Origin of the sequence: Enterococcus sp. AZ177, assembly GCF_050544585.1 — a bacterium.
Lineage (GTDB): Bacteria > Bacillota > Bacilli > Lactobacillales > Enterococcaceae > Enterococcus_L > Enterococcus_L plantarum.
The window spans coordinates 2815415-2840146 of the sequence record NZ_CP172944.1 but is presented as its reverse complement, the minus strand read 5'-3'; the positions used below and the strand labels follow the sequence as shown (position 1 = coordinate 2840146).

Sequence of the window (24732 nt, the reverse complement as noted above, 5' to 3'; positions counted from 1 at the left end):
AAAAAATTTAATTGAAAAAGGAGAAAAGGAACATGGAAAAAATTGTAGGACAATCATTTGAAGAATTAAGCAAAAAAGAAATGGAAGCAATGCAAGGAAGCGGAGATGTACAAGCAGAGACAACCCCGGTATGCGCAATTTCAGCCACAGTAGCTGCAAGTTCAGCAGCTTGTGCAGGAGTAGGAGCAGGAATCGGTACGGGTATCACAATTGTATTAACATTTAAACGTTGCTAAAAACAGTAATTTAAAACTAAAAAAATTAATTAAAAAATGGAGCGAAAAAACATGGAAGAAATCGTAGGAAAAGCATTTGAGGAATTAACAGAAGAAGAAATGAAAAATATGCAAGGAAGTGGCGATGTTCAACCAGAAACAACACCAATCTGTGGATTCACAATTGGAATTGGAATCGGAGCACTTGCATCAGTAAAATGGTGTTAAGCTAAAAAGGAAAAATGAGAGACTAGAGTTTATTTACTATAAAACTCTAGTCTCTTTACACTTATGATTAAAAATCAATATATCAGGATAGAAGCTAATGCTTTCAATTGTTTCTGGTAAGCTATAACCATAGAGCGATAAATATGAGGAGTGGAATAAAATGAATAAGAAAAAAATAGTTATACCAACGTTGATTATTGTATTTTTAATTCTAGAAATTATTTTTCCAAGTGTTCGAAATGTTAGTTTTTATCTATTTATGCTAATGTTAGCTACTTTTTTTGCATTATTTTTCCATGAATTTGGACATGTACTTGGCTGTCGGGTAACTAAAACAAAAATCACTAAATTCGTTGTCTTGTGTTTTTCACTAGAGTTATCGAATCAAGGCTATAAATTGCGACTAAATAGAAATTTTGCTTGGTTTGGTGGAATGGTCCAATTTTCTGTTGGGAATGATGATGATATAGATGGCATATATCAAAAAGGAGCAATTATCGCTTTAGCGGGACCATTGGCAAGTATTATCTTTTGTTTTATCAGTTTTATTTTCTCAAAAATGACACCCAACTTACTTTTTGATAGTTTGAGTGTGATGAATTTAGGTGTTTTTGGTGTAACGATTCTTCCGTATTATTCTAGTGGTGTTCATTCTGATGGGTATCAATTCCTAAAACTAGTCAAAAAAGATAACTATTTTCAAGTTATTTATTTATTATCCAGCTATCTATCAAGTAATGTAGAACCAAAAAAATGGCCTGAAATTAGTTGGTCTGCAATTCAGAAAATTATAGATAACAATGATATTGGCGAGCGACTTATTTTAGCTAGTTATGCTTTTTATAGAAGCCAATTTGTAGATATAGATGATCAGAGCAGTAGCTTAATCTTCGATGAAACTCTTGATCTTGAAAAAATGAAAGGTACAGATACATCAAAACAATTATATAGAGCCTACTGTCAATCGTATTATTATATCGAAAATCCCCATGTTCAATCAAATGATTTTTTTATTGATAAGTTGGATCTAATTAGTAAAGCTCGTGTAAATTATTTCACGGCATTGACAACTGAAGAAAAAAACAAATATCTAAAAGAATACGATATGATACTAAGTAAAAATAAAGATGAAACAATGGGATTTTGGATAGGAGAGAAGCAATTTAATAGAAAATTACATCAACTTGGGAAGATATAGGAGAAAATAATAAATATCAAACAACTATTAATTATTTAAAAAATTTATATTTATATCTCACCAAATGAGACTACATGTACATTAAAAGTGTTTATGATTATATTCATTTGGAAAAGGAAAACTTTCTAAAATGATTGAGAAAGAAGTTGAGCAGTTGGTATTACCTAGGATCAATTTACCTATTAATACGATGAAGCTGAACTAGCGTATTCATCTCAAAAACAACTATATATTATATCTATGAAGATCAATCATCTTAAATGGTGGTTGGTCTATTTTTGTGTTTTAAGGAGGGAATAAAATGTTTGATAACAAAGAAAATCGTTACATCACGAAGGGAGTGAACGAACAAGTACAAAAAGAAATTCAACTCTATTGCTGGAATTTGATCGACAAAAAAAGAAGTGAAGCAGAAACAGAATTAGACTACTTACAACTCTTTGAGTTCAATCCAGATAACCAACGCCAAGCAATTGAAGTGATTCATCGACAAGAAGAACCATTTTTCATCGATTATCATACCTACACCATAAAGGAAAAGATAGCTGATTTCCAAATTAAAAAAATATGGGTGATTGATGATCGTAGTCATCAAACTATGTTATTACCTGAAGACTATTAATTGGCATTTTTCTAAGAACTAACTACAACAATCATAAAGGCGAAAAACATGAAAACAAACCAACCGAGAAAGCGTGTAGCTATTGTCAGTCTTGAACTGGTGAAAGAATCCTCCACTTTTTACGCAGCTAGAACCTGTACTAGCCCTCAAGCTGTCTATGAGTTATTCGCCCCGTTCATTGAAACAAAAGACCGAGAACATTTGGTGGTCGCTGGTTTAAACGTAAAAAATGAACCAACGGCTATTCAAGTTGTTCATATAGGAACCATCAATCAGTCATTAGCTTTTCCTAGAGATATCTTAAAGATGGCGCTGCTGTCGAATAGTATGTCTATTTGTGTTGGGCATAATCATCCTTCAGGGAGTGTGATCGCTTCATTAGCGGATATCGAATTTACTACGAAGTTAGAAAAAGCTTGTCGATTATTTCAAATCAATTTACAAGACCATCTGATAATTGGTAGTGGAGGGAAATATCTGTCTATGAAAGCAGAAGGTTATATAACCGATAGTAAGTAATGAAGCCTTATGAGGGAAGCTCGTAAAGTTATTTTTATACCATAGAACGGAAGAAAAAAACTAGCTTCCAACTAAAAGATGTTACAGTAATTGATAAGTCCAATTCATTTTTGGCTCAAGAGTGACATTCTTTTTTGAGTTTTTCTCTTACTAAAGTCACGTCAAATAAGCAATCCAGTAATTGTGAAATTAAATGGACACCAAATATACTTTGGAAAGAACCGTTTTAATTAAGATATACTAGATTCTCTTAAAACCAATGAAACCGGGACGATGATTTGTCTGCCTAATTCCCCTTTTTTATTAATCAACTCTAATAATGATTCTACGGCATAATTGGCTATTAAATCCGTATTTTGCTTGACCGATGAAAGGGACGGCGTCGTGTATTTTCCAAAAGCAGTGTCGTCAAAGCCAATCAATTTAATTTTGTGTGGGACAGCAATCTGATTCTTCTTCAAACTTCGCATCAACTCTAAAGCAATGAGATCATTGATAGAAAAAATCCCATCTGTACTTGGATTCTTCTTGAGAAAAGCAAGCAAATTCTCTTCAAAATCAGACTGTTCAATATCAACAGCAAGCAGATGCAGTTTTTGATCGAATGGAATACTGTTTTTCTTCAAAGCATCTTTAAACCCTTTCAAGCGTTCTTTCGCACTTGTCGATTTTTGATTGTGCATCGCGATAACAGGGTGTTGACAGCCTTCGTGGATCAGTTCTTCTGTACTTTCAAATGCACCTTGATAATGATTGGACGAAATAAAAATAGTATCTTCTTTCTTTTTCGGCTCTCGATCGATACAAATATAAGGAATCTTCTTTTCAGCATTAGAAGAAGCAAATTCAAACGCCTCTGCACCAGAAATAACAATTAGCCCATCTACACCTTTGCCCTCTAAAATCCGCAAATAAGCAAGCTCTTTTTCTGAACTTCTGGACGTATTACAAATAATGGTGGAATACCCCTTAGCAAATAAAATCTCTTCTAAACGCTGAACAACATCGGAAAAGAAATAGTTACTGATGTCCGGCACCAATATACCAATCGTAAATGATTTATTCATACGTAAATTTTTAGCGCTGTAATTCATTTTGTATCCTGTTTCTTCAATAACTTTTAGAACCTTTTTTCTAGTTTCTTCAGAAAATCGTCCATTATCGTTGATAACTCTTGAAACAGTGGCGACAGAAACACCTGCTATTTCAGCAATATCTTTAATCGAATAGTTTGTCATAAATGGTATCCTCTTGCGTAATCGTTCTCTTTTTTTCTTACATATTTACCCACATTTTCTCATAAAAAGACATTGAATACAAATTTTCACTGGAAATTTTAGTTGACAGGTCAAAATATTGGTGATATATTAACCATGAAAATAGGTAAACGATTACTCAATATTTTTTTGGTATTTGGGTAATCGTTATCTCAAATCAGGAGGGAACGCGATGACCAAATTATTATGCTCGTCTATGATGTGCGCCAATTTTTCTAATCTCAAAAAAGAGACTCAAGAACTTGATCAAGCAGGCATCGATATTTTTCATATGGATTTTATGGATGGCAGTTTTGTCCCCAATTTTGGAATGGGGTTGCAAGATTTTGAATTAGTTCGTTCCGTTACGGATAAACCTGTAGATGTCCATTTGATGATCCAAGAGCCGAGCAAGTATGTTGAAATGTTTGCAGATCTTGGCGCAGATATTATTTATATTCATCCAGAAGCAGACCAACAAGTGGCGCGAACACTTGAAACGATTCATCAAAAGGGAAAAAAAGCTGGGATTGCGATTAACCCAGGGACATCGGTTGAAATGATTCAAGGGCTATTACCGTTAGTAGAGTATGTGATGGTGATGACGGTTAATCCAGGGTTTGCTGGCCAAAAGTATTTAGCATATACAGATCCAAAAATAGAAAAGTTAGTCGCTTTATCAAAAGAATATGATTTTGAAGTGATGGTAGACGGCGCAATTTCACCAGAAAAAATTGAACGATTAAGTAAAGTTGGTGTAGCGGGTTTTGTGTTAGGAACCTCAGCGTTATTTGGCAAAACTGGAACCTATAGCGAAACATTGGCGAAATTGAGAGCCTAAAATTTCAAGGTCTAGGAATCAAAATAGGAGGAAGAAGTTTATGAAACTAGCAATTGGGAATGACCACGTAGGATTTGAACTAAAACCAATCATCGTAGACTATTTAAAAGAATTAGGACACGAGGTGCAAGATTTCGGCGCATACTCATCAGAGAGGACGGATTATCCACTGTATGGAAAAAAAGTGGCGGAAGAAGTTGCTTCCGGAAATGTGGATGCTGGAATTTTAATCTGTGGCACAGGTGTTGGAATTTCGATTGCTGCGAATAAAGTAAAGGGCATTCGTGCAGTTGTTTGTAGTGAACCATATTCAGCTAAGCTTTCAAAAGAGCATAACAATACGAACGTAGTAGCATTTGGTTCACGAGTGGTCGGCAGTGAGCTGGCTAAAATGATTGTAAAAGAATGGTTAGAAGCTACGTTTGAGGGTGGAAGGCATGGCAAACGAGTCGAGATGATGCAGCAAATGGAAAAATAAAAAGAGACAGATTTTCTCTAAATTTTGAATATAATTGATAAAATGTGGAATTAAGTGAAAATTAATGGTTGTAATTGAAAAAAAGAGATGCTATTATGGGGGGGTAGAAGAGAAAAGGAGGAATAAAAATGAAGTTAGCAACAAGAATCAACTCATTTTTACCGAAGTTCAATAATGATGTAGAAGAAGTGTTACAAGAGTTTGGCCGTTTAGGGTTAACCCATGTTGATTTTAATTATCCAGAACATGTAGAAAATAGTAAGGCTGGAAAGATGAAAGAGCTTTTACAGAAAAATAATTTACAAGCAAATGGCGTCGCATTACGCTTCAGAAGTGAGTTTATCAACGGTGAATTGGGAAATTCGGATCAGACCATTTCGGACAATGCCGTTCAGTTATGTAAAGAAGCTTGTGACTATTGTCGTGAAGTGGGGGGAGAAGTAGTCACAATCTGGTTAGGATTTGATGGGTTTGATTATTCATTCCAAATTGACTATGAAAAAGTTTGGAACCAAATCAAAGTCTGTATGATCGAAATTACAGACTATGCGCCTGATCTTAAGATCAGCATTGAGTACAAGCCGTTTCAACCAAGAGCCTATGCATTCTTAGATAGTTTCGGAGTTGCTTTATCAATGGTTCACGAGGTTGGTCGTGAAAATTTAGGGATTACCTTAGATTATTGCCACATGCTAATGAAACATGAAAATCCAGCATACGGCGCGAGCATCTTAGGCAGTCGTCAAAAATTATTTGGGGTTCATTTAAATGATGGTTATGGGCTAAACGATGATGGCTTAATGATTGGTACAAGTAGCTTGATTAAGACGATCGAATTTATCTACTATACGAAGTTACACAATTATGATCACGCTTTCTATTTTGATACATTCCCAATTATTGAAGATCCTGTAGAAGAGTGTGAAAGAAATATCAATATGATCAAAAAAATTGATGCCATTATTGACCGACTAGGGATGGAATACATTGCAGATATCATTAAACAAAATAGTGCCGTTAAAGTAAGTGATTTAGTATTAGAAATCTTAGCTTAAGATTTCTAATACGTGATTCTAAGAATAAAAACAACCGGGGAGTGAATAAAAATGGATTTCAAATTAGCAGCAAAAGAAATATTAGAAAATATTGGCGGTCCAGAAAATCTAGCGAATATGACCCATTGTGCTACACGATTGAGATTAACGTTGAAAGATCCTTCAAAGGCAAATGACGAAGCTGTGAAAGAAATCGATGGTGTTGTCAATGTTGTCAATAAAGCAGGACAATACCAAATCTTGATTGGGACAGAAGTTCCCAAATTATATGATGAATTTGAAGCACTCGTCACAGGTGAAGATAGCAACGTTCAAGCGAATACTAGTGGAGAGAGTTCTGGTAATCTGATAAGTGCCATTTTTTCAGCTATTTCGGCAATTTTTGCTCCACTATTACCTGCATTGGCTGGTTCAGGAATTTTACGAGGTTTATTGATTTTAGCTGTCCAAACGGGGATTTTATCGGAAAATAGCGGAACGTACAGTATCTTAAATGTAGCGTCGATGAGTGTCTTTTATTTTTTGCCAGTTTTGTTAGCGTTTACTTCGGCTAGAAGATTTGGTGCCAGCCCTTATTTATCTGCTCTGATTGGTGCAGCATTATTAAATCCAGACTTTATTGCATTGATGGGAGATACTGGGAACGGTGCAACAACAAGCTTCTTGAAAATCCCCGTGGTTTTGATGAATTACAATTCAACGGTTGTGCCGATCATTCTTTCCATTTGGGCGTTTTCTTATCTATATAAGTTTTTAGATAAAAATGTTCCAGAGACGCTAAAATTAGTGGTTGTACCGCTGATTTCCTTGGCGGTAATGATTCCATTAACTATTATCGTGATTGGGCCGATTGGTGTCTATAGTGGTGAAGCAGTGGCTCAAGTGGTGAATTGGTTGATTGAACGAAGTAGCATTTTGACAGGTATTTTGATTGGTGGTGGTTGGAGTGTGCTTGTTAGTTTAGGGATTCACTGGGCTGTTAATCCAATCATGATCAATAATGTTTCAACATATGGTTTTGACTATATTGTACCGTTTACCTTTGCTTGTAACTTTGCCGTTATTGGTACAACGATTGGCGTATATTGTAAAGCGAGAAACAAAAAATTGCGTAGTTTTGCCGTAACAGGTCTCGTAACGATTGCACTTTCAGCAATTATTGAACCAACACTCTTTGGTTTATTAGTAAAAAACAAAAAATTATTTTTAGCTCAAATTATTGGTGGTGCCGTGGGTGGTGCTTATTTAGGACTGATGAAAGTTGTAACCAATGCCTTTGTGTTTGGGAGTGTAACAACCTTTCCAGCTTTTGTGACAGATAATGCGTCAAACTTTATTCAGGCTATGATTGGATTAGCTATTTCACTAGTTACGTCAGCCGTGTTAGCCTATATGTTTACAGAGAAAGACGAACTGTTATCGTAACATCTAAAAATAACTTCTTTCAAATGCATTGATTTCGTTACTATTTATCCAGATTTATGGTATTTTAAGAATGGGTAATCTTCTTGCAAGCAATAGTAATGAAAAAAATGAAAGGAGTTTCTTATGATTCCATACATTCGACAAGAAAAAATTATTGAAATACTAGAGAGTAGAGAGTTGATCAGAATTGAGGAATTACAAAAGTTAATACCTGAAGTATCAATTTCAACTCTTAGACGTGATTTAAAAGAACTAGAAGGACTAAACAAAGTACAGACTTTATCAGGAGGTGCTGTCAAGATTTCTTCAAGTGTGTCAGAGTTACCGATGGCAACGAAAGCTAGTTTACAAATGAAAGAAAAACGCTATATAGCGGAACTAGCTGCTCGTGAAGTAGCTGCTGGAGAAACGGTTTATTTAGATTCAGGCTCAACCTGTACAACGCTTCTAAGAGAATTACTTAAAAAAAAGATTCGGATCATTACGACCAATACGGATGTACTTAGATTGACAGGAGAGTTTGAAGCGGAAGTCACGATTTTAGGTGGAACCTACGATCCTAAAATTTCTTCATTAAGTGGGCCGTTAGCTGAAGCAAATATCCAAAAATATGTTTTTGATAAGGCCTTTCTAGGCGCAAATGGTATCGATTTGAAATTTGGAGTAACAACACCTAATTTAGTAGAAGCAATCAAGAAGAAGACTGTAATTGATCATGCGAAAAAAGCATTTCTACTGTGTGATAGTTCTAAGTTTCATAAAACATCTGCGGTGAAATCTTTTGAATTAAATGAAGTCATTTTGATTACGGATAAAGCAGATTCTGATCTAGGTAAAGAAATGACAATTATTTCCAAATAAGGAATGTAAAATAAAGCACGTCTCTCTTTTTTTTAGAGACGTGCTTCATTATATTTCAATAAAATTCAAAAATACTCATAGATAGCATCGTTAACTTCTCAAACCACGCCCTCGATCAATCAAATACCAACAAACGGCATAAAGCATTGATATGAAAAGAATCAGGATAATCAGAGAAAATAGGATTGGTACATCGATCGTTCCAAGAAAACCGTATCTAAAACCTGAAATCATATACACGATTGGATTGATTTTTGAAATAGCCTGCCAGATCGGCGGCAACATTGAGATTGCATAAAATACCCCACCAAGATAGGTTAAAGGCTGTAAAACAAAAGTTGGCACAATCGATACGTCATCAAAAGATTGTGCGAAAATACCATTTAAGAGACCTGCCAATGAAAATAAAATAGCGGTCATCAGAAGGGTAATAATCACAATAGACCAAGAATAAACGTGAAGGGGGACAAAAAATAGGGAGATCATTGTGACGAGTGTACCGACTAGAATACTTCTGCCAAGTCCCCCGAAGACAAATCCCCAAATAATAATGTGCGTTGGAACTGGAGCAACTAGTAGTTCTTCAATATTTTTCTGAAACTTTTGTGAGAAAAATGAGGAAGAGACATTGGCATAAGAGCTTGTGATGACAGACATCATGATGAGTCCAGGGACGATGAATTCCATATAAGAAAATCCGTCCATCTCGCCAATCCGTCCGCCAATCAGGTTTCCGAAAATAACGAAATAAAGTGATGTAGTGATTACTGGTGGTACCAACGTTTGTACCCAAATTCGCAGATAGCGATTGGTTTCTTTTACTGCAAGACTTCTGAGAGCCGTGAAATATAACTTAAACATTTTTATTCTCCTTATTCGTATCAATGTAGTGATTTTTAAAAAGAAAAACCAATCTGATTCTCCTAGCGTAACTATTCCCTTAGCTTAATAACTGGCATCCATCGGGTGTTTTTCGTCCGTGATTTTAAGGAATAGCTCCTCTAAACGGTTGGATTTATTACGCATGGAAAGTACCTGTATCCCTTGTGTAGTCAGCTGTTCAAACAATCCGTTCAATCCTTGATTACGTTCGACTTCTACCTCAAGGGTTTGCTCATCTTCAAAGATACTTTTGTACCCTATGATTTCAGGTTCCTTATCAAAAGGAGCCAGATCAAAGATAAAGGTTTCAAATTGTAATTTGGCTAGTAGTGTTCTCATACTAGTATTTTCAATCAACTGACCAGATTGGATGATTCCGATATTTCGACAAAGCATTTCAGCTTCTTCAAGGTAGTGGGTTGTTAGAATGATTGTAGTACCATTTTCGTTTAACTCTCTTAGAAAATCCCACATTTCCCGTCTTAATTCAATATCGACTCCTGCTGTAGGCTCATCTAAAATAAGTAAGCGAGGTTCATGCATCAAAGCGCGTGCAATCATTAATCTACGTTTCATACCACCTGAAAGCATTCTGGCACGGACGTTTCGTTTTTCCCATAAATCTGATTGCTTCAGATATTTTTCGCTACGTTTCAGTGCATCTTTTTTCGAGACGCCGTAGTAGCCCGCTTGGTTGATCACGATTTGTTCGACTGTTTCAAATGGATTAAAGTTAAACTCTTGTGGAACGAGCCCAATCTGTTGTTTGGCAAGAACTAAATCATTATCTAGATCATAACCAAAAACCTTTACCTTCCCAGATGTTTTGTTGACAAGCGAGGTGATAATACCGATTGTAGTTGATTTCCCAGCGCCATTTGGTCCTAAAAGTGCGTAAAAATCGCCTTCTTCTACAGTTAAGTCGATACCTTTGAGGGCCTCGACACCACTACCGTAGATTTTTTTTAGGTCGTTTATTTCTAGTGCATACGTCATTTAATCAATGTCTCCTTCTAACTCTTTTGTATTTTGGCAAAGACACTCTGAACTGCTGTCAGAAAGTAATTGCACCATAGAGCCCATAAACTCTTTTACAAAGTCTTCTCTTAAACTATAGTGATGCCATTGGCTTTGCTTGCTTACAGAGACAATCCCAGCACTTTCTAACACTTTCATATGATGAGAAAGCGTTGGCTGGGTAAAGTCAAAATGCTTCAATACGTCACAAGCGCACATACTACTATAAGATAGCAAATCGATGATTTTCATTCGTTTAGGATCAGCCATAGCTTTGAGTATTAAAGAAATTTTTTCGTAATCCATATCGATTCCTCCTAAATATAGATAGATGTCTATGTTTAATATAGAGGAACACAAATGGAATGTCAAGGTGATTTATTTTTAAAACAAAGTGATGCTACTGAATCTGTTATAATAGAAAGGAATACCAGTAGGACGAAAGAAAAATTGCATTTTAAGAGGAGTAAACGAATACGATGAGAAATATTAAATTAACGATCGAATATGATGGGACTAGGTATCAGGGCTGGCAAAGACTAGGTGATTCGGATAAAACAATTCAAGGGAAAATCGAAAATATCTTAACACAAATGACGCGGACAAGAATTGAAATCATTGGTTCTGGTCGAACGGATGCTGGAACGCATGCAAGAGGGCAAATTGCGAATTTTAAAACAGATAGTAAAATGGTGCTGTCTGAGATGATTGACTTTCTAAATCGTTATTTGCCACAAGACATTGTTGTAAAAAAAGCAGAAGAAGTCCCCGAAAGATTTCATGCTCGATATAATGCCAAAGGTAAACAATATAGTTACTATGTTTGGAACAATACAATTCCTTCTGCCTTTGAACGTAATTATAGTTTCCATTATTCTGAAGAACTTAATTTTGAATTAATGAATGAAGCCTGTCGTAAGTTAACTGGGACCCATGATTTTATTGGTTTTTCTTCTCTTAAAAAGACGAAAAAATCTACGACTCGGACAATCGATGAATTATCAATCCAAAAAGAAGGGAATCTGATTCATTTTACCTTTGTTGGGAATGGTTTCTTGCATAAAATGGTTAGAATTCTTATGGGCACGATCTTAGAAATCGGATTTGGCACAATGAAATTAGAGGTTATTGATGAAGTATTTGAAAGTAAAATCAGGAGTGAAGCTGGAATGACGGTCCCAGCACAAGGCTTGTTTTTAGATGAGGTTTATTATTAAGTGTGTTTAGTAAAATCATCGTAAAGCAATACTTGATTGTTAACGCAAATACTTAGAGAGATAGTATTCTGTGTTTAAAGTTGTCGTTAGCACCAGGTTAAAATGACATGTGGGAAGTAAGTACAGCGATAAAAAATATTTTCACTATTTTATGAACAAAAAACAGTGAAGAAAGGTCTGGTAATTGTAACAAAAAGTATTAGGCGCGCAAGTTTTACCTGGGCGCCTAATACTTTTTAGTTGAACGATAAATCGATCATTTTCTTGTGAAAAACGAACTGAGAAAATCTTGAAAATCTGATTTTCTCAAGAAAATGCGGATATTTGTGATTTACTTGTGTATTTTTATGCTATACTAGCGAATGTACGAAATAAATTAGGAGTTAGATTTAATTAGTAAAGGGAGATTTTGTAGTGAAAGAAAAGTCATTAAGGCTAAATTATATTCCAATAATTGTAGCCTGTCTGTTCATGGTGATTCAAAGGGTGTTGCAATCTGCAACGGTTGTTCCAGAGTATGGTAGTTATGCAAGTCGGTTTTATATTTATCAGACGATAAATACAATTGTGATGGTCGGAGTAAATATTTTTCCGATCTATCTAGGATTCAATTCGAGTAAAATGAAGGACAAGAAAGTTTTAAAAAACATTAGTAGTTATTATTTGATGTACGTTGCTACGTCTTTATTAGTAAATATTTTTTTCTATGTTACTAAAAAGTCGTTGAACGTGAAAGACTATTGGTCGATTTTCTTTCCAATCAGCCAAAACCATTATAGTTATGCGGTTTCTTGTGTATTGGCTTTGTTATGTTTACCGAAGATCGTTCGTTGGTGGGATGACAATTCTGATCAGCAAATAAAAAGTGGGTTGCTGCTCACTTCATCAATGTTTGTATTGTTACCAACCTTGTTTAGTAAAGACATTTGGTCTGCTCAAGGTGGGAAAAATGTTGTATGGATCTTTTATTTGCTTTTTGTAGGATATGCCTTAAAAAGGTTAAACTTAGTTCAAAAAGTACGCTTGCCTATTCTGCATTTATTGTTTAGTGGAGTCTTGTTGATCAGTTCCATTTTTGTTATGACCAAGATTTCCATGTTTATGCGCGGAGATGCATCAACAGCGCTTCGTTTTTGTGTGCCGTTTTCCGTTCTAGGGATGTACTATACCCTAAGTTTATTTGCTAATTTGCAAAGTAGGAAAAGACTTAAACTAAATGTACCCGTTTCAATAATTGCAACGACGTTAATAAGTACACAAGTCGCAATTAATTCGCCTGTAGCCACCTATTTCATCGGAACATTTTATAGAAAACCTTATGAAAAATCAGGTGCTCTATGGTTTAAAGCAATCATCCTCTCGTCAGTCCTATGGCTAGGTGCAGCCGTTTTGTGTACAATCATTAATTTCTTGTTTCAAAAAACACCCGTGTTTAAATGGTTGGAAAAATTAGTGAGGGTTGAATCAGTTGATGAAGTGAAGAATAAGGTATTAGCAGTGTCTAAATGGCTCTCTCAAAAACGCCGACTGGTGTTAACCGCTGCATTCTTTTATGGTTTTACAATTGTCCAGATGTTTTTGATTTCTGAATCTAAAATAAAGGTAAGTGTAGCAGATACTGTTAATTCATATGCTTTTATTTTACTGAAGAGACAAGCACCCATCGTGTTGAATGTTTTGATAATCATGATGTTTTTCCTGTTGTTATTTGTTCTTACGAATAAATTTTGGCACTCGTTTGTCCTGACATTGATGATTGATTTATTGATTACTATTTCCAATTATCTGAAGATGTCATTACGTGAAGAGCCTGTGTTACCAGCAGATCTAAAAATGTTGACTGGGATCAAAGAAATTCTTGATATGGTCAATCCATTTGTGATTCTTATCGGGGTGATCGTTGTCTTCGTATTAGCTGTGTCCAGTTATTTATTAGAACGAAGAGCACGACAGTTATACGATTTAAAACCAAATGGGAAAAAAAGAATCACTGTGATGATAGTTATACTCGTATTTTTTTCAAGTCTATTTTTCGTCAACCATAAAAATTCACCATCTTATTTAATGTTTAACTTTTTTAGAGTGAATCGTTATTTTTATAATCAGAAATTAGGAGCTCAAATCAATGGACCTATCGTTCAGTTTTTGAATAATATCGATATTACGATTATGGATAAGCCAGCAGGGTATTCGGAAACAGCAATCCAAAAAATTATGGAAAAGTACGATAAAGAAGCGAATGAGATTAATAGTAACCGGTTAGAATGGGCTGAGAATGAAACATTTATCTTCAACCTAAGTGAAAGTTTTAGTGATCCAAAGCGAGTGCCTAATCTGACGATAGAGAATGATCCGATACCGTATATTCGTCAAACAATGAAGAAAAATACGAGCGGCTGGATGTTGTCAAATGGATACGGCGGTGGAACAGCCAATATGGAATGGAGTTCATTAACAAGTTTGGACATTAGTAATCTTTCTCCAACCTTACCAACGCCATATACTCAATTGGTGGAAAAACAGCTGATTTCTCCTAATATAACGAATCTATTTGATGAGAGTATCGCTATCCATCCATATGCTGCGAGTCTTTACAATCGGAAAAATGTATTCAATAAGTTTGGCTTTGATAAATTTTATTACGTAGATGGTCCGGATAAACTGACGTATGAAGACAAAATAGATGATCACATTTATATTTCTGATGCGTCAGCGTATAAAGAGACCTTGGAAAAAATTAATGATAATTTTGATAAAACTCAATTTATCCAATTATCTACGATGCAAAATCATATGCCGTATAAAGAAAATTTCTACCATGAAAATAATTATTCGTTTAGCGGCACAGCTGTTGTGAAAGATCGACAACAAGAACTAAGCACTTTTATGCAAGGTATTCATTATACTGATGAAGCAGTGGAAGAGTTTATAAAAGAGTTGGATAAGATTGAAAAACCGATTACTTTTGTCTTTTATGGTGACCATCTACCTTCGATTTATAGTGGTAATAATATGAGCAAGTATGGTTTAGTTCAGCACGAGACAGATTATTTTATTTATAGTAATCGCTATAGTCGAGAACGAAGTAAAAAGGTAAATAAAAAAATTGTTTCCCCGTACAATTTTCCGGCATTAGCATTACAACAAGCAAATGTTAAAATAACGCCATTTTATGCATTAATGACAAGAGTTACAAATGATATTTTAGCATCCACAACGGATCCTTCAGCTAGTATATCGAATAATTATAATGGACAAAAAATCTTTGTTACTAATAAAAATGAGTCAATAACAGAAGATAAATTAACAAAGAAACAAAAAGAACTATTGCAAGATTATCGCTTGCTCCAATATGATTTAACTGCTGGTGAAGAGTATGCATCTGAATGGGCAATTCAATCATGGACTGAATAAAAATTTCTTAACTAAATCTGATAAGCGCTGAGATAAAGGCTTAAATAACTATGAGCGATTTCAGAAAAAAGAAGCCCTAATAATAAGATGAGGTAATACTTGTCCTTTTATTGGGGCTTTTTTAGGTTATAGTGACGATTATCTATCCTTCAATACTACAGGACTCAGACTCGTAATCGTTTTAGTTTCATCTCTAATAAATTGGTATCTTCAAAAGTAGCAGGATATTGAAATCAGGCGCTAAACGATAGTTGCAGTTTACCACGGTGAATCGTTGGGTTTTTAAATACATCATATAAAACGATACAGTTCCTTATCTCCATAAAAGTATCACGCTTTTCAGCATTTCACGCATTTGGACACGCAGTGCTAGAATATCACTAGTTAACATAGTAGTTTCCTCCTAATAGATGGTTGATTTAATGAGTGGCTGCCTATTTTTTGTGTTCATATATACCATTTGTGAAAACATTCGCTAATAGAGGGCTAAAATGAAAGGTAAAAGAAACACCATTTTTTTTCGAACTAAAGAATAAATTTTATTAAATTACCTCATAATTGCGTATAATTAGAATGACTAAACAGATAGAAAAATAAACTAGGAGGATCACGATGAACGGGTTAAAAAAATATGGCAATTACTTTTTATTATTCGGTGCAATAAGCGATTTTTTAACGCCTTACATTCTGGGGATTTTTTACCCAAATATGAACCAAAAGACTATGGTAATTAGTGTGTTTGGTGATGTTGACAGCCCCGTCAGACAAGAATTTTTGATTTGGTCTGTAGTGTCTGGCTTATTATTCGTTTTGGCAATTCCATCAGTGTACCAAACATTTAAGAGCACCTCGCGAGAATTAGCCAGTTTGCTGGCGTTAGCAATCGGTTTTTACGGAGTTGGAGATTGTATTTTTACTGGCTTATTCAGCATTGATACTGAGCAAGCAAATTGGAATTTATCTACTTGGATCCATAATATTGGCTCTGGTTTAGGGTATATTGGCTTCCTTCTTTTTCCACTTTTTTTATATTTACTGTATCAAAAAAGAGAGGAAAAAAGGGAAAGTGGTGTTTATTTGATGTTGTTTTTAGTTAGTATTGTTTTTGCAAGTATATATGGTTTGGCACGAATTCCTACAATCAATCAGTTGCCTGTATTGAATCAGATTGGCCTTTGTCAGAGAGTGAGTTTTCTGTTTAATTACTTGCCAATCATCATCTTTGCACGAAACCAAATCAAAAAAAGGAAATGTAACACAAAGAATTAAATTGGAAAACCTTGGCTATTCACTTGATTCTATTTAGCTACCTTTAGAATAAAAGTGATGAATAGAATACGAATTACAAAGATCAAATACTGGGAGTCATGGAGGGAGGAGCTCTGTGATTCCTTTTTGATTACCAAAGAAAATCTCACACATAAAAAATGGACTAAATTATTTACAATTTGTATGGTAATTTATGTTGATGAGTGGTAAACTATGATTTGTGAATGAGTTAATAATAATCAATACCAAAAGTTAGTAGTGAGTTTTGATTCATACGCCTAGATTGCTAAAGATTGACGAGTTTTTAGGAAACGCTAACATTTAATTGGAAAGAGCCCCTCAATTAGATATAGCTATTTTTCAGTCGAAGCTAAATAAGCCCATTACACTTTTATAATTAGGAGGAATTAAAGATGTTGGAAAAAGTGTCAGATAGTAGAAGAATTGCAATTGTTATCGCCATATTTGTGGTTTTACTAGGGATTGGTAGCTTTGGCGACTTAGCTATCTCAAATGCAGTGATGAGTCAAAATTCATATATTGCAACGTTTTTACAAAATTATGCTTGTTTTCCTGTAGGTGTCGTGATCATGATGAGTGGGGAAATTATCATGCAGTATGCGGTTCGATCGAGTCAACCTACAATTGCAAAATTATTGATTGGTGTGGCAGGAACGGCTCTTTCTCTCTATGGAATATGGTATTATTTAAAATTTGCTATCCAATATACATTATCTTCAATTCAAAATTTAGAACACAATCGTCCAATCGGTCAAGCGAATAATGATGGAGGAATCAATCCCACACTTTCCACAGGAATCAATATCATTATTTGTTTCGTTGTTTTTGCTATAGCAACACTAATTGTTCAAAAATGGTTAAGTCATAAATCAGCGGAAGAATTTGATCGATTGATGCGTGTGGCTATTTTAGGGATTGCAGTGGCGTTTGTTTATCTAATGTGTGTAGAAGAAATCAAAATTTTATGGGGTCGTGTTCGTCCGTATGAGCTAAACGGTGTTCAAGATAATTTTACACCATGGTACAAAATGAATGGTCCGACTGGACACAAGTCATTTCCTTCAGGGCATTCTTGCGAAAGTATGTTTGCTATATTTTTCCCTTTATATGCTAGCAAAAAAAATACTAAATTACGTAAGAGATTATTGATTTTTGGTGTGACTTGGGGAGCTATTACTGCAATCAGCAGAGTATTGTTAGGTTGTCATTTCTTTAGTGATGCAACGATGGGAGCTTTCATTATTATTTTTCTTGTCTTTGTTGGAACAAGATGTACAAAATTAAAGCTTGTAAATTAAAAAAAAGTTAAAAACTGAGGTTGGAACAGAAGTGTTTATTTCCTAAGGAGTTGCTTCTGCTCCCATCCCCAGTTTTTTTAGTTGTTGTGCTCTATATAAATATAGGATAAAAGTATTTGCCATAAAACAATGAATGTAGCGGTGATTTTTTTATTTTAGCACTAATTTTCATCCAAAACTTTACTCAATCTTAACGAAATCTATACGAAGATCATACTAGAACGCAACAAATCTCTTTTACAATTTAGGTTAGAGAGGAGGTTCATAAATGAACTTTATAAAAGAAAAAAGAGAACTTGTTACACTTGTAAGTTTAGGGATTTTGTTGTTGATAGGTGGGATAGGTGATAAGCAAATCAGTCAAGGAATCATGAATCAAGGATCGTTGTTTGGGACTTTTTTCCAAAATTATGGATTGATTTTTCCAGGTATCATTCTGTTTATGGCGACTCAAATTTTTATCTATTATGCAAAAAAGAGTGATTTACCAACCTTCGATAAAGGGAGTATCTATGTTATTGCTATTATTGCTGGTTTCTACCAAATTTGGCAAATGGTTAAAATTATGCTTTTTTATACCGTTAATTCACTGAATAATCACCAAGCGAATCAACCGATTGGGGCAGCTAACAATGATGGCGGTGGATCAATGAGTTATCCAAATTGGTTTTTTCCCGTACTCGTGGTTCTTTCATTCGTTCTCTTTGTGTCAGGGTGTCTGCTCTGTAAACGATGGCTAAAAGGAAAAAATCAACAGGAGTTAAATCGATTGCTCTTGGTTGGCCTAGGCGCAATCGTTGCTGTATATACGGCTAACACGATAGTGGACGCAATGAAAAATCTTTGGGGCCGATTTCGACCGTACGAACTGCAAAGTAATTGGAATAATTTTACGAATTGGTGGAGTATTAATGGCGGAAATGGCCATAAGTCATTTCCATCAGGACATTCAGAGCAAGCTTGGTTAGCCTTATATCTACCTTTGTTCGTTGCTCCTTCTAATAAGAAGAAACGTTGGAATATTGTACTTTTGACAAGTCTATTTGGTTGTCTTGTGGCTTGGTCTAGGGTACGGATCGGAGCGCATTTTCTAAGTGATGTCGCTGTCGGTTCTGTGATTGCTATCTTCGTGGTATACGTGGTTGCTCGTCTGTTGAATCAGCGTTTAGATGGAGAGGATTTGTCATAATTATTTCGTTGTTTCAGGTTATTTCCGAAAGGCTTGCTTCTGCTCCCACCGTTTATTCAGATTTCTTGAGGCTGAGATATGACTCGTAGAGTTATTCCTTAGCCTCATTTTTTACGTATATTAGAATAGTATGGATTAAGGCAAGATTTTAGTCTTTGTATTTACTTATCTAGCTGTTTATTATATGATTGAACACGTTGTTTAAGTAATGCAGTGCATTTTTATGAATTATTTATTATTCAGATTTTTAGGAGGATATCAGGTGAAAGAAAAAATTATTTCCTATTTTGAGATCGACAAGTTAAATACGACGGTCAAACGAGAATTTTTAGCTGGGTTTACGACATTTATTTCGATGGCGTATATTCTATTCGTTAATCCAACTGTGCTAGGTGCTTCTGGGATGGATGAAGGAGCCGTCTTTACTGCGACTGCTTTAGCAAGTGCATTAGGGTGTATTTTGATGGGAATCTTTGCGAAGTACCCAATTGCAACGGCGCCAGCGCTTGGGATCAATGCTTTTTTTGCTTATTCCGTTTGTGTGGGGATGGGTGTTCCTTGGGAAACAGCTTTGGCAGGTGTTTTTGTAGCATCATTGATTTTCATTTTGATCACTATATTTAAATTACGTGAGTTGATCATTGATGCAATATCAGCAGATCTAAAATATGCTATCTCTGGTGGGATTGGGTTATTTATTGCGTTTCTTGGATTGAGTGAAGGTGGCATCATAGTTTCAAATGAATCGACTTTAGTTGCGTTAGGTCCATTGAATGTTGGAACGACGTGGTTGACTATTTTTGGTTTAGCGATTACAGCAATTATGATGGTCCGTCGCGTTCCAGGGGGGATTTTTATCGGGATGACAGCAACGACTATTTTGGGTTTAGTAACAGGTTTGATTGAAGTGCCTACTAAAATTATTTCAGGTGCGCCTAGTCTTAAACCAACGTTTTTAGTTGCTTTAAAGCATGTGGGGGACATAAATTCACTCCAATTATGGGTCGTCGTTTTAACATTTTTATTAGTGACATTTTTTGATACGGCGGGTACCTTAGTTGGTTTAGCGAATCAAGCCGGTTTTATGAAAGACAATAAAATGCCTCGGGTTGGAAAAGCGTTAGCGGCTGATTCAACAGCAATGTTAGCTGGTTCTCTCTTAGGAACTTCTCCTGTTGGAGCATATGTAGAATCTTCTGCAGGAATTGCAGTCGGTGGACGTTCTGGGCTGACTGCTGTAACAACAGGTCTGTTCTTCATCGTGGGACTATTTTTCTCGCCGTTGCTTTCAGTCGTGACTTCTCAAGTAACAGCGCCAGCGCTAATTGTTGTGGGTGTTTTAATGGCTCAATCACTTAGTCAAATCAAATGGAAAGAAATGGAGATTGCCATTCCTTCTTTCTTGATTCTTTTAGGAATGCCATTGACTTACAGTATTTCTGATGGAATTGCGCTAGGGTTTATTTTCTATCCAATTACAATGATTGCTGCAAAACGTGGGAAAGAAGTATCACCAATCATGTATGGATTATTCTTTGTGTTTGTAGGCTTTATGTGGATTTTAAACGCAGGTTAAAGTAAAATAAGGAACTAGGAAAAGTCATGCCCTTGAGGTTCATGGCTTTTTCTTAATTAGTAAGTTTCTTAAAACGTTGACTTTTCCACCAAAAGAAAGCAAAATGTAACTAGTTTAAGAGAATAATCTGCGAGGAATGATCAAATGGAAACACCTCTTATATCACAATGGTTGGATTATACAAAGAAGCAGTCCATTGTTGAAAAAAAATTAGAAGACATGTTGAAGAAAAATAATCAACTTACAACAAGTGAGTATTATGCTTTATATCAACTTAAACAAAATGGCCGTCATATGAGGTTAAATGATTTAGGAAATTATTTATGTTTGAGCCAAAGTGCACTGTCCCGTTTAATCAACAGGTTGGAAGACAGAACTCCTGCGGTTATTGCAAGAAAAAATTGTGCAGATGATAAACGTGGTGTCTATGTAGAGTTAACCAATGAAGGGGAAAATCTAGTAATATCTGTTGAGCAAGAAGTAGAGGCTATTTTAAAAAAGTATTTTATTTAAAAGACTAAAGAGTTGCTTTTTAGTCTTTTATTCTTTATTATGTATTTAGTTGCATGCGCATGCATGTTTATGGTCGGGAGGAATTTGAATGAATAACGTAGATACAGGATTCACATTTAAAAGAGGATTACACTTAAAAAATCGACTTGTTGTGGCACCAATGACCACTAAGATGTCTTTTTTTGATGGCGTTGTAACAAATGATGAAATTGAATATTATGGATTGCGTTCAGGAGAAGTAGGAGCATTTATCACAGCAGCAGCAAATGTTCATGAAAATGGGAAAGGCTGGGACGGAGAATTAGGTGTGTATGAGGATCGCTTTATTCCAGGGCTAGCTAAATTGGCGGCAGCGATTAAAAAGAACCAGACGAAAGCCATTTTGCAAATTTTCCATGCTGGAAGAATGACAGATTCTAACATATTACATGGTAGTCAACCTGTTGCACCAAGTGCGGTTGCAGCTGAAAGACCTGATGCACAAACACCCAGAGAGTTAACAGAAACAGAAATTCTTGAAATAATAGAAAGTTTTAAACAAGCAACAGAAAGAGCGATAAAAGCAGGGTTTGATGGTGTAGAAATTCACGGAGCGAATACGTATTTGATTCAACAATTCTTCTCTCCACATTCTAACCGTCGGACGGATGAGTGGGGTGGGACACTCGAAAAACGCTTCAAGTTTATCAATGATTTGGTTGATGGCGTAACAGAAGTTGTCGATCGATCAGATGTGAAAGACTTTATCGTGGGCTATCGATTTTCACCTGAAGAATACGAAGAACCAGGTATTCGTTTACAGGATACATTGTTCTTAGTCGATCAATTAGCCAATAAACCCTTAGATTACGTGCATTTATCAATCGGTAATTATAGAAATCATTCAGTTAGTGAGGCATATCAAGAAAAACCAATCATAGCTTATATAAAAGAAACGATTAATGATCGTCTTCCACTGATTGGTGTAGGCGATATTCGGAATGGTGCAGATGCAAAAGAGGTTTTAGCAACTGCAGACTTGGCTGCCGTGGGACGAGCAATTTTGATCGATCCTCATTGGGCTCAAAAAGTACTAGATGATCAAGATCATCTAATCAGAACAGAACTGTCTCACTATGATCGAGATGAGTTACGAATTAGTAATGGTGTTTGGGGATTTTTAGAAGGCATGATGCCAGAACGACTTCAATAAAACTAGAGAAGGAAAGGTCAGATAAGATGGTACTCATTTATCTGATCTTTCTGGTTTTTTATTTGCTATAGGAATAGGTATAATTGAAGCAAGGCCTAATGGGGGAAAAAAATAAAAAAATGGAGGAACCAAATGACACTCAAAATAGAACAAGTAAAGACAACAAATCCTGATTTATTAAGTTTGATTCAGGAGCTGAATGACTTCTTCGATGAAGAATGGGGAAAAGAGGTGGCTCAACGCTACCAAAACCATCATAATTTAGCGGAGATGTCTTATGCAGTTGTCGCATATGATGATGGGAAAGCAGTTGGGTGTGGTTGCTGGAAGCTGTTAGATAAGCAAACACCAGAAATCAAAAGAATGTATGTAAAACAAACGTATCGTGGAAATGGAGCAGCTGGAAAAATCATCCAGGCATTGGAAAGGGATATGCTAGAAAAGGGCTACCAACAAGCAGTGTTGGAAACAGGCAAAGAAATGGTAGGGGCTATTCGTTTTTATGAAAGACATGGCTACCGAATCGTTTCAAATTATGGCGAGTTTGTTGAGGATGATTTATGTATTTGTATGAAAAAAACATTATAGAAGGTGAAAAAAGCAGCGACCTTTCAATAGGGTTGCTACTTTTTTCGGATATCCTTAGTTTTTAGATAGGCAATTGACTATAAATCACGAATGCCAAACAGATTAAAATCATAGACAGTGTAAACCATTTATATTGCGTTAACAAGGCAATGTATTCACGAATAAGTGCAGTCGGGAGGAAATACATTGCGGTTGGGGCACCAACCCCTTCGGCTTTTAAATGCGCCTTTCTTGCATATAAAGCACCGCGTAACACATGATAATTATTTGTTGAGAATAAAATAGTTGGCTCTCGCTTTTCAACCATCCAATCTTCAAAAATAATTTTTTTTGAAAAGGACATATTTTCAAAAGTTGTCGTTGATTGATCTTCCACTAAAATTTGAGTTTCTGGTATGTTCTGTGACAATAAGTATTTTTTCATCGCAAAGGCTTCTGAGACAGGCTCGTCCGCTCCTTGTCCGCCGCTAACGATAATTTTAGCTTTTGGATTTTTATGATAGTACTCAATAGCTTTATCTAATCGGCTTTTTAGTAATGGAGGAACATTTTCACTTGTGATACCTGAACCTAAAGTAATGATATAATCAACCTTTTTTTTGATAGGGATCATTTGGTACATCCAAGAATAAAATAAATAGCAAGTAAATAGAAAAGAAAAAAGTAAATCACTTAACAAGACAAAAATCAAAAATGAAAAGAATAACGCAGGGATTTTGCTAGATCCAACTGACCATAAATAGAAAAAAGCAGGAACTGTAATAAGTAGATTGATCCCCAATAATGCGGAAAGTTTAGCGGTGACACTGCGGCCTTCCTTTGTCTGCATCGTATGTGTATTAAAAATAAAAAAGACACACATACCCAAAAATAGTAGTGGAACTAACGCATAAACAATAATAAGAACCAGGGTAGAGCTGTTTGCGGAAATTTCGCTTACCTTTAACAATCCCATCATCAATAAAGTCAACGTAAGAAACAAGCCCCCAAACGCGAAAATCATCCCACCAAAAAAACTACGACGTTCTTTTAGTAAGATTAGGCTACCAATAATAACAAAAACACAAAATACAATAACGAATGGCATGATAGTTAACTCTCCTTCACCAAATAAATAGGAAGGGTGTGGGAAAAAAGTGAAAAGCACTTTTGTTTCACACCCTAAATGCGAATAAACGGTGGGAGTAGGAGCAAATGGTGACGTTTAGGCCCCACTCTCATTATATATTTGCGTCTGTTCGATTTTAGTATAATTGATTAGGGCTTTAGATGCATCTGTTTTGACTTTTAAAACGCCTAAATAAATGGGAGAACCAGTAAATTCATTGTATTGATTTTCTGGGAGAATTAACAAATTATTGACAGTTGCAGAGGACTCACCTAAAACAACATACTCATTAATAGTTGTTGGAAATGCTTTGTTTGCTTCGTCAGTAACCAAAGCGTTATGTTCTTTTGAATATAACGCTGTTTCGTTCGGAGCAATCGTTCTTATTGGTTCGAATTTGTAATTTTCTTTTGAACCTGTTACTTTTTTGAACGCATTAAACGCAATTAATTTTTGTGCATCAGTTGTGTTTAAAGCAAGAGTTTTGGAGTTGTCGATCCATTTTCCTTCAACAACGACGGATTTCTCAATATCTTTTTTTTGTGCATGGATTGAATCATTTATTTTTGCTCCATCCTTGTCTATAAGAACAATCCCATATACGGGTTTATGTTTAAAATTATTGTAGGCAAAAACTCCTCCTACCGATAAAACAACTAAACTTATAACAGAAACAAACATTTTTTTTAACATAAAAATCTCCTTTTGTAATTATTTAACATCAGTATATGAAAAAAACGAAAGATCAAC

General features: G+C 35.4%; 25 protein-coding genes. 19 read left to right on the top strand and 6 right to left on the bottom strand.

Features of this window, described 5'->3' with window-relative positions; translation table 11 throughout:
• The first annotated feature begins 32 nt into the window (after positions 1-32).
• The 5 genes from IGJ34_RS13965 (at position 33) to IGJ34_RS13945 (ending at position 2782) form a co-directional block, all read left to right on the top strand.
• A complete protein-coding gene (locus tag IGJ34_RS13965) occupies positions 33-236 on the top strand; it encodes a lichenicidin A2 family type 2 lantibiotic (protein ID WP_430597688.1) in 204 nt (67 codons plus the stop codon).
• 51 nt (positions 237-287) lie between these two features.
• On the top strand, positions 288-443 hold the full coding sequence (locus tag IGJ34_RS13960) for a mersacidin family lantibiotic (RefSeq protein WP_206836700.1): 156 nt from the start codon (positions 288-290) through the stop codon (positions 441-443).
• A 160-nt stretch (positions 444-603) separates the two neighbouring features.
• Positions 604-1641: a site-2 protease family protein gene (locus tag IGJ34_RS13955; RefSeq protein WP_430597687.1), complete on the top strand. Its 1038-nt coding sequence runs from the start codon at positions 604-606 to the stop codon at positions 1639-1641.
• 301 nt (positions 1642-1942) lie between these two features.
• A complete protein-coding gene (locus IGJ34_RS13950; protein WP_430597686.1) occupies positions 1943-2263 on the top strand; it encodes a DUF960 family protein in 321 nt (106 codons plus the stop codon).
• Between the two features lie 48 nt (positions 2264-2311).
• On the top strand, positions 2312-2782 hold the full coding sequence (locus IGJ34_RS13945) for a JAB domain-containing protein (protein WP_430597685.1): 471 nt from the start codon (positions 2312-2314) through the stop codon (positions 2780-2782).
• Positions 2783-3012: 230 nt separating this feature from the next.
• Here the strand turns inward: IGJ34_RS13945 and IGJ34_RS13940 are convergent, their stop codons facing one another.
• Entirely contained in the window at positions 3013-4020 is a 1008-nt protein-coding gene (locus IGJ34_RS13940) for a LacI family DNA-binding transcriptional regulator (RefSeq protein WP_430597684.1), read from the bottom strand.
• 211 nt (positions 4021-4231) lie between these two features.
• Here IGJ34_RS13940 and IGJ34_RS13935 point away from each other — a divergent pair, with 211 nt between their 5' ends.
• The 5 genes from IGJ34_RS13935 (at position 4232) to IGJ34_RS13915 (ending at position 8698) form a co-directional block, all read left to right on the top strand.
• Positions 4232-4879 carry a ribulose-phosphate 3-epimerase gene (locus IGJ34_RS13935; protein WP_430597683.1) on the top strand — a complete coding sequence of 216 codons (648 nt, stop codon included), beginning with the start codon at positions 4232-4234 and terminating at the stop codon, positions 4877-4879.
• Between the two features lie 40 nt (positions 4880-4919).
• Positions 4920-5357: a ribose 5-phosphate isomerase B gene (rpiB, locus tag IGJ34_RS13930; protein WP_069655031.1), complete on the top strand. Its 438-nt coding sequence runs from the start codon at positions 4920-4922 to the stop codon at positions 5355-5357.
• 128 nt (positions 5358-5485) lie between these two features.
• Complete coding sequence (locus IGJ34_RS13925) at positions 5486-6412, top strand: sugar phosphate isomerase/epimerase family protein (RefSeq protein ID WP_430597682.1); 927 nt, start codon at positions 5486-5488, stop codon at positions 6410-6412.
• 51 nt (positions 6413-6463) lie between these two features.
• Positions 6464-7837, top strand: a complete 1374-nt coding sequence (locus IGJ34_RS13920; RefSeq protein WP_430597681.1) for a PTS transporter subunit EIIC — start codon at positions 6464-6466, stop codon at positions 7835-7837.
• 123 nt (positions 7838-7960) lie between these two features.
• The gene (locus IGJ34_RS13915; protein ID WP_069655034.1) at positions 7961-8698 is read left to right on the top strand and encodes a DeoR/GlpR family DNA-binding transcription regulator; all 738 of its coding nucleotides are present in this window, start codon (positions 7961-7963) and stop codon (positions 8696-8698) included.
• Between the two features lie 90 nt (positions 8699-8788).
• Here IGJ34_RS13915 and IGJ34_RS13910 read toward each other — a convergent pair whose 3' ends face one another.
• The 3 genes from IGJ34_RS13910 to IGJ34_RS13900 all read right to left on the bottom strand — a co-directional run bounded on the left by IGJ34_RS13910 (position 8789) and on the right by IGJ34_RS13900 (position 10903).
• A complete protein-coding gene (locus IGJ34_RS13910) occupies positions 8789-9559 on the bottom strand; it encodes an ABC transporter permease (protein ID WP_430597680.1) in 771 nt (256 codons plus the stop codon).
• A gap of 84 nt (positions 9560-9643) precedes the next feature.
• Entirely contained in the window at positions 9644-10576 is a 933-nt protein-coding gene (locus IGJ34_RS13905) for an ABC transporter ATP-binding protein (RefSeq protein WP_069655036.1), read from the bottom strand.
• Positions 10577-10903 carry an ArsR/SmtB family transcription factor gene (locus IGJ34_RS13900; RefSeq protein WP_069655037.1) on the bottom strand — a complete coding sequence of 109 codons (327 nt, stop codon included), beginning with the start codon at positions 10901-10903 and terminating at the stop codon, positions 10577-10579. It abuts the gene before it with no gap.
• 173 nt (positions 10904-11076) lie between these two features.
• Here IGJ34_RS13900 and truA point away from each other — a divergent pair, with 173 nt between their 5' ends.
• The 9 genes from truA to IGJ34_RS13855 all read left to right on the top strand — a co-directional run bounded on the left by truA (position 11077) and on the right by IGJ34_RS13855 (position 22874).
• Positions 11077-11814, top strand: a complete 738-nt coding sequence (gene truA / locus IGJ34_RS13895) for a tRNA pseudouridine(38-40) synthase TruA (RefSeq protein WP_206836721.1) — start codon at positions 11077-11079, stop codon at positions 11812-11814.
• A gap of 414 nt (positions 11815-12228) precedes the next feature.
• Positions 12229-15228, top strand: a complete 3000-nt coding sequence (locus IGJ34_RS13890) for a sulfatase-like hydrolase/transferase (protein WP_430597679.1) — start codon at positions 12229-12231, stop codon at positions 15226-15228.
• A 612-nt stretch (positions 15229-15840) separates the two neighbouring features.
• Positions 15841-16497: a DUF998 domain-containing protein gene (locus tag IGJ34_RS13885; protein ID WP_206836726.1), complete on the top strand. Its 657-nt coding sequence runs from the start codon at positions 15841-15843 to the stop codon at positions 16495-16497.
• A 413-nt stretch (positions 16498-16910) separates the two neighbouring features.
• Entirely contained in the window at positions 16911-17816 is a 906-nt protein-coding gene (locus IGJ34_RS13880; protein WP_430597678.1) for a phosphatase PAP2 family protein, read from the top strand.
• Between the two features lie 268 nt (positions 17817-18084).
• A complete protein-coding gene (locus tag IGJ34_RS13875; protein WP_206836733.1) occupies positions 18085-19005 on the top strand; it encodes a phosphatase PAP2 family protein in 921 nt (306 codons plus the stop codon).
• Positions 19006-19267: 262 nt separating this feature from the next.
• Complete coding sequence (locus IGJ34_RS13870) at positions 19268-20581, top strand: NCS2 family permease (protein WP_430597677.1); 1314 nt, start codon at positions 19268-19270, stop codon at positions 20579-20581.
• A 144-nt stretch (positions 20582-20725) separates the two neighbouring features.
• Complete coding sequence (locus tag IGJ34_RS13865) at positions 20726-21094, top strand: MarR family winged helix-turn-helix transcriptional regulator (protein WP_069655043.1); 369 nt, start codon at positions 20726-20728, stop codon at positions 21092-21094.
• Between the two features lie 88 nt (positions 21095-21182).
• Positions 21183-22286 (top strand): NADH-dependent flavin oxidoreductase, encoded by a 1104-nt coding sequence (locus IGJ34_RS13860; protein ID WP_069655044.1) that lies wholly within the window; start codon positions 21183-21185, stop codon positions 22284-22286.
• Between the two features lie 132 nt (positions 22287-22418).
• Positions 22419-22874: a GNAT family N-acetyltransferase gene (locus tag IGJ34_RS13855; RefSeq protein WP_430597676.1), complete on the top strand. Its 456-nt coding sequence runs from the start codon at positions 22419-22421 to the stop codon at positions 22872-22874.
• A gap of 61 nt (positions 22875-22935) precedes the next feature.
• Here IGJ34_RS13855 and IGJ34_RS13850 read toward each other — a convergent pair whose 3' ends face one another.
• Entirely contained in the window at positions 22936-23961 is a 1026-nt protein-coding gene (locus IGJ34_RS13850) for a YdcF family protein (RefSeq protein WP_111247559.1), read from the bottom strand.
• Between the two features lie 117 nt (positions 23962-24078).
• Positions 24079-24675 carry a lipoprotein BA_5634 family protein gene (locus IGJ34_RS13845; RefSeq protein WP_111247558.1) on the bottom strand — a complete coding sequence of 199 codons (597 nt, stop codon included), beginning with the start codon at positions 24673-24675 and terminating at the stop codon, positions 24079-24081.
• Positions 24676-24732: the final 57 nt, after the last annotated feature.

Bases quoted from the DNA above. Each gene is read 5' to 3' on its own strand.
- IGJ34_RS13965 (WP_430597688.1), top strand. From the start codon at position 33: ATGGAAAAAATTGTAGGACAATCATTTGAAGAATTAAGCAAAAAAGAA.
- IGJ34_RS13960 (WP_206836700.1), top strand. From the start codon at position 288: ATGGAAGAAATCGTAGGAAAAGCATTTGAGGAATTAACAGAAGAAGAA.
- IGJ34_RS13955 (WP_430597687.1), top strand. From the start codon at position 604: ATGAATAAGAAAAAAATAGTTATACCAACGTTGATTATTGTATTTTTA.
- IGJ34_RS13950 (WP_430597686.1), top strand. From the start codon at position 1,943: ATGTTTGATAACAAAGAAAATCGTTACATCACGAAGGGAGTGAACGAA.
- IGJ34_RS13945 (WP_430597685.1), top strand. From the start codon at position 2,312: ATGAAAACAAACCAACCGAGAAAGCGTGTAGCTATTGTCAGTCTTGAA.
- IGJ34_RS13940 (WP_430597684.1), bottom strand. From the start codon at position 4,020: ATGACAAACTATTCGATTAAAGATATTGCTGAAATAGCAGGTGTTTCT.
- IGJ34_RS13935 (WP_430597683.1), top strand. From the start codon at position 4,232: ATGACCAAATTATTATGCTCGTCTATGATGTGCGCCAATTTTTCTAAT.
- rpiB (WP_069655031.1), top strand. From the start codon at position 4,920: ATGAAACTAGCAATTGGGAATGACCACGTAGGATTTGAACTAAAACCA.
- IGJ34_RS13925 (WP_430597682.1), top strand. From the start codon at position 5,486: ATGAAGTTAGCAACAAGAATCAACTCATTTTTACCGAAGTTCAATAAT.
- IGJ34_RS13920 (WP_430597681.1), top strand. From the start codon at position 6,464: ATGGATTTCAAATTAGCAGCAAAAGAAATATTAGAAAATATTGGCGGT.
- IGJ34_RS13915 (WP_069655034.1), top strand. From the start codon at position 7,961: ATGATTCCATACATTCGACAAGAAAAAATTATTGAAATACTAGAGAGT.
- IGJ34_RS13910 (WP_430597680.1), bottom strand. From the start codon at position 9,559: ATGTTTAAGTTATATTTCACGGCTCTCAGAAGTCTTGCAGTAAAAGAA.
- IGJ34_RS13905 (WP_069655036.1), bottom strand. From the start codon at position 10,576: ATGACGTATGCACTAGAAATAAACGACCTAAAAAAAATCTACGGTAGT.
- IGJ34_RS13900 (WP_069655037.1), bottom strand. From the start codon at position 10,903: ATGGATTACGAAAAAATTTCTTTAATACTCAAAGCTATGGCTGATCCT.
- truA (WP_206836721.1), top strand. From the start codon at position 11,077: ATGAGAAATATTAAATTAACGATCGAATATGATGGGACTAGGTATCAG.
- IGJ34_RS13885 (WP_206836726.1), top strand. From the start codon at position 15,841: ATGAACGGGTTAAAAAAATATGGCAATTACTTTTTATTATTCGGTGCA.
- IGJ34_RS13880 (WP_430597678.1), top strand. From the start codon at position 16,911: ATGTTGGAAAAAGTGTCAGATAGTAGAAGAATTGCAATTGTTATCGCC.
- IGJ34_RS13875 (WP_206836733.1), top strand. From the start codon at position 18,085: ATGAACTTTATAAAAGAAAAAAGAGAACTTGTTACACTTGTAAGTTTA.
- IGJ34_RS13865 (WP_069655043.1), top strand. From the start codon at position 20,726: ATGGAAACACCTCTTATATCACAATGGTTGGATTATACAAAGAAGCAG.
- IGJ34_RS13860 (WP_069655044.1), top strand. From the start codon at position 21,183: ATGAATAACGTAGATACAGGATTCACATTTAAAAGAGGATTACACTTA.
- IGJ34_RS13855 (WP_430597676.1), top strand. From the start codon at position 22,419: ATGACACTCAAAATAGAACAAGTAAAGACAACAAATCCTGATTTATTA.
- IGJ34_RS13850 (WP_111247559.1), bottom strand. From the start codon at position 23,961: ATGCCATTCGTTATTGTATTTTGTGTTTTTGTTATTATTGGTAGCCTA.
- IGJ34_RS13845 (WP_111247558.1), bottom strand. From the start codon at position 24,675: ATGTTAAAAAAAATGTTTGTTTCTGTTATAAGTTTAGTTGTTTTATCG.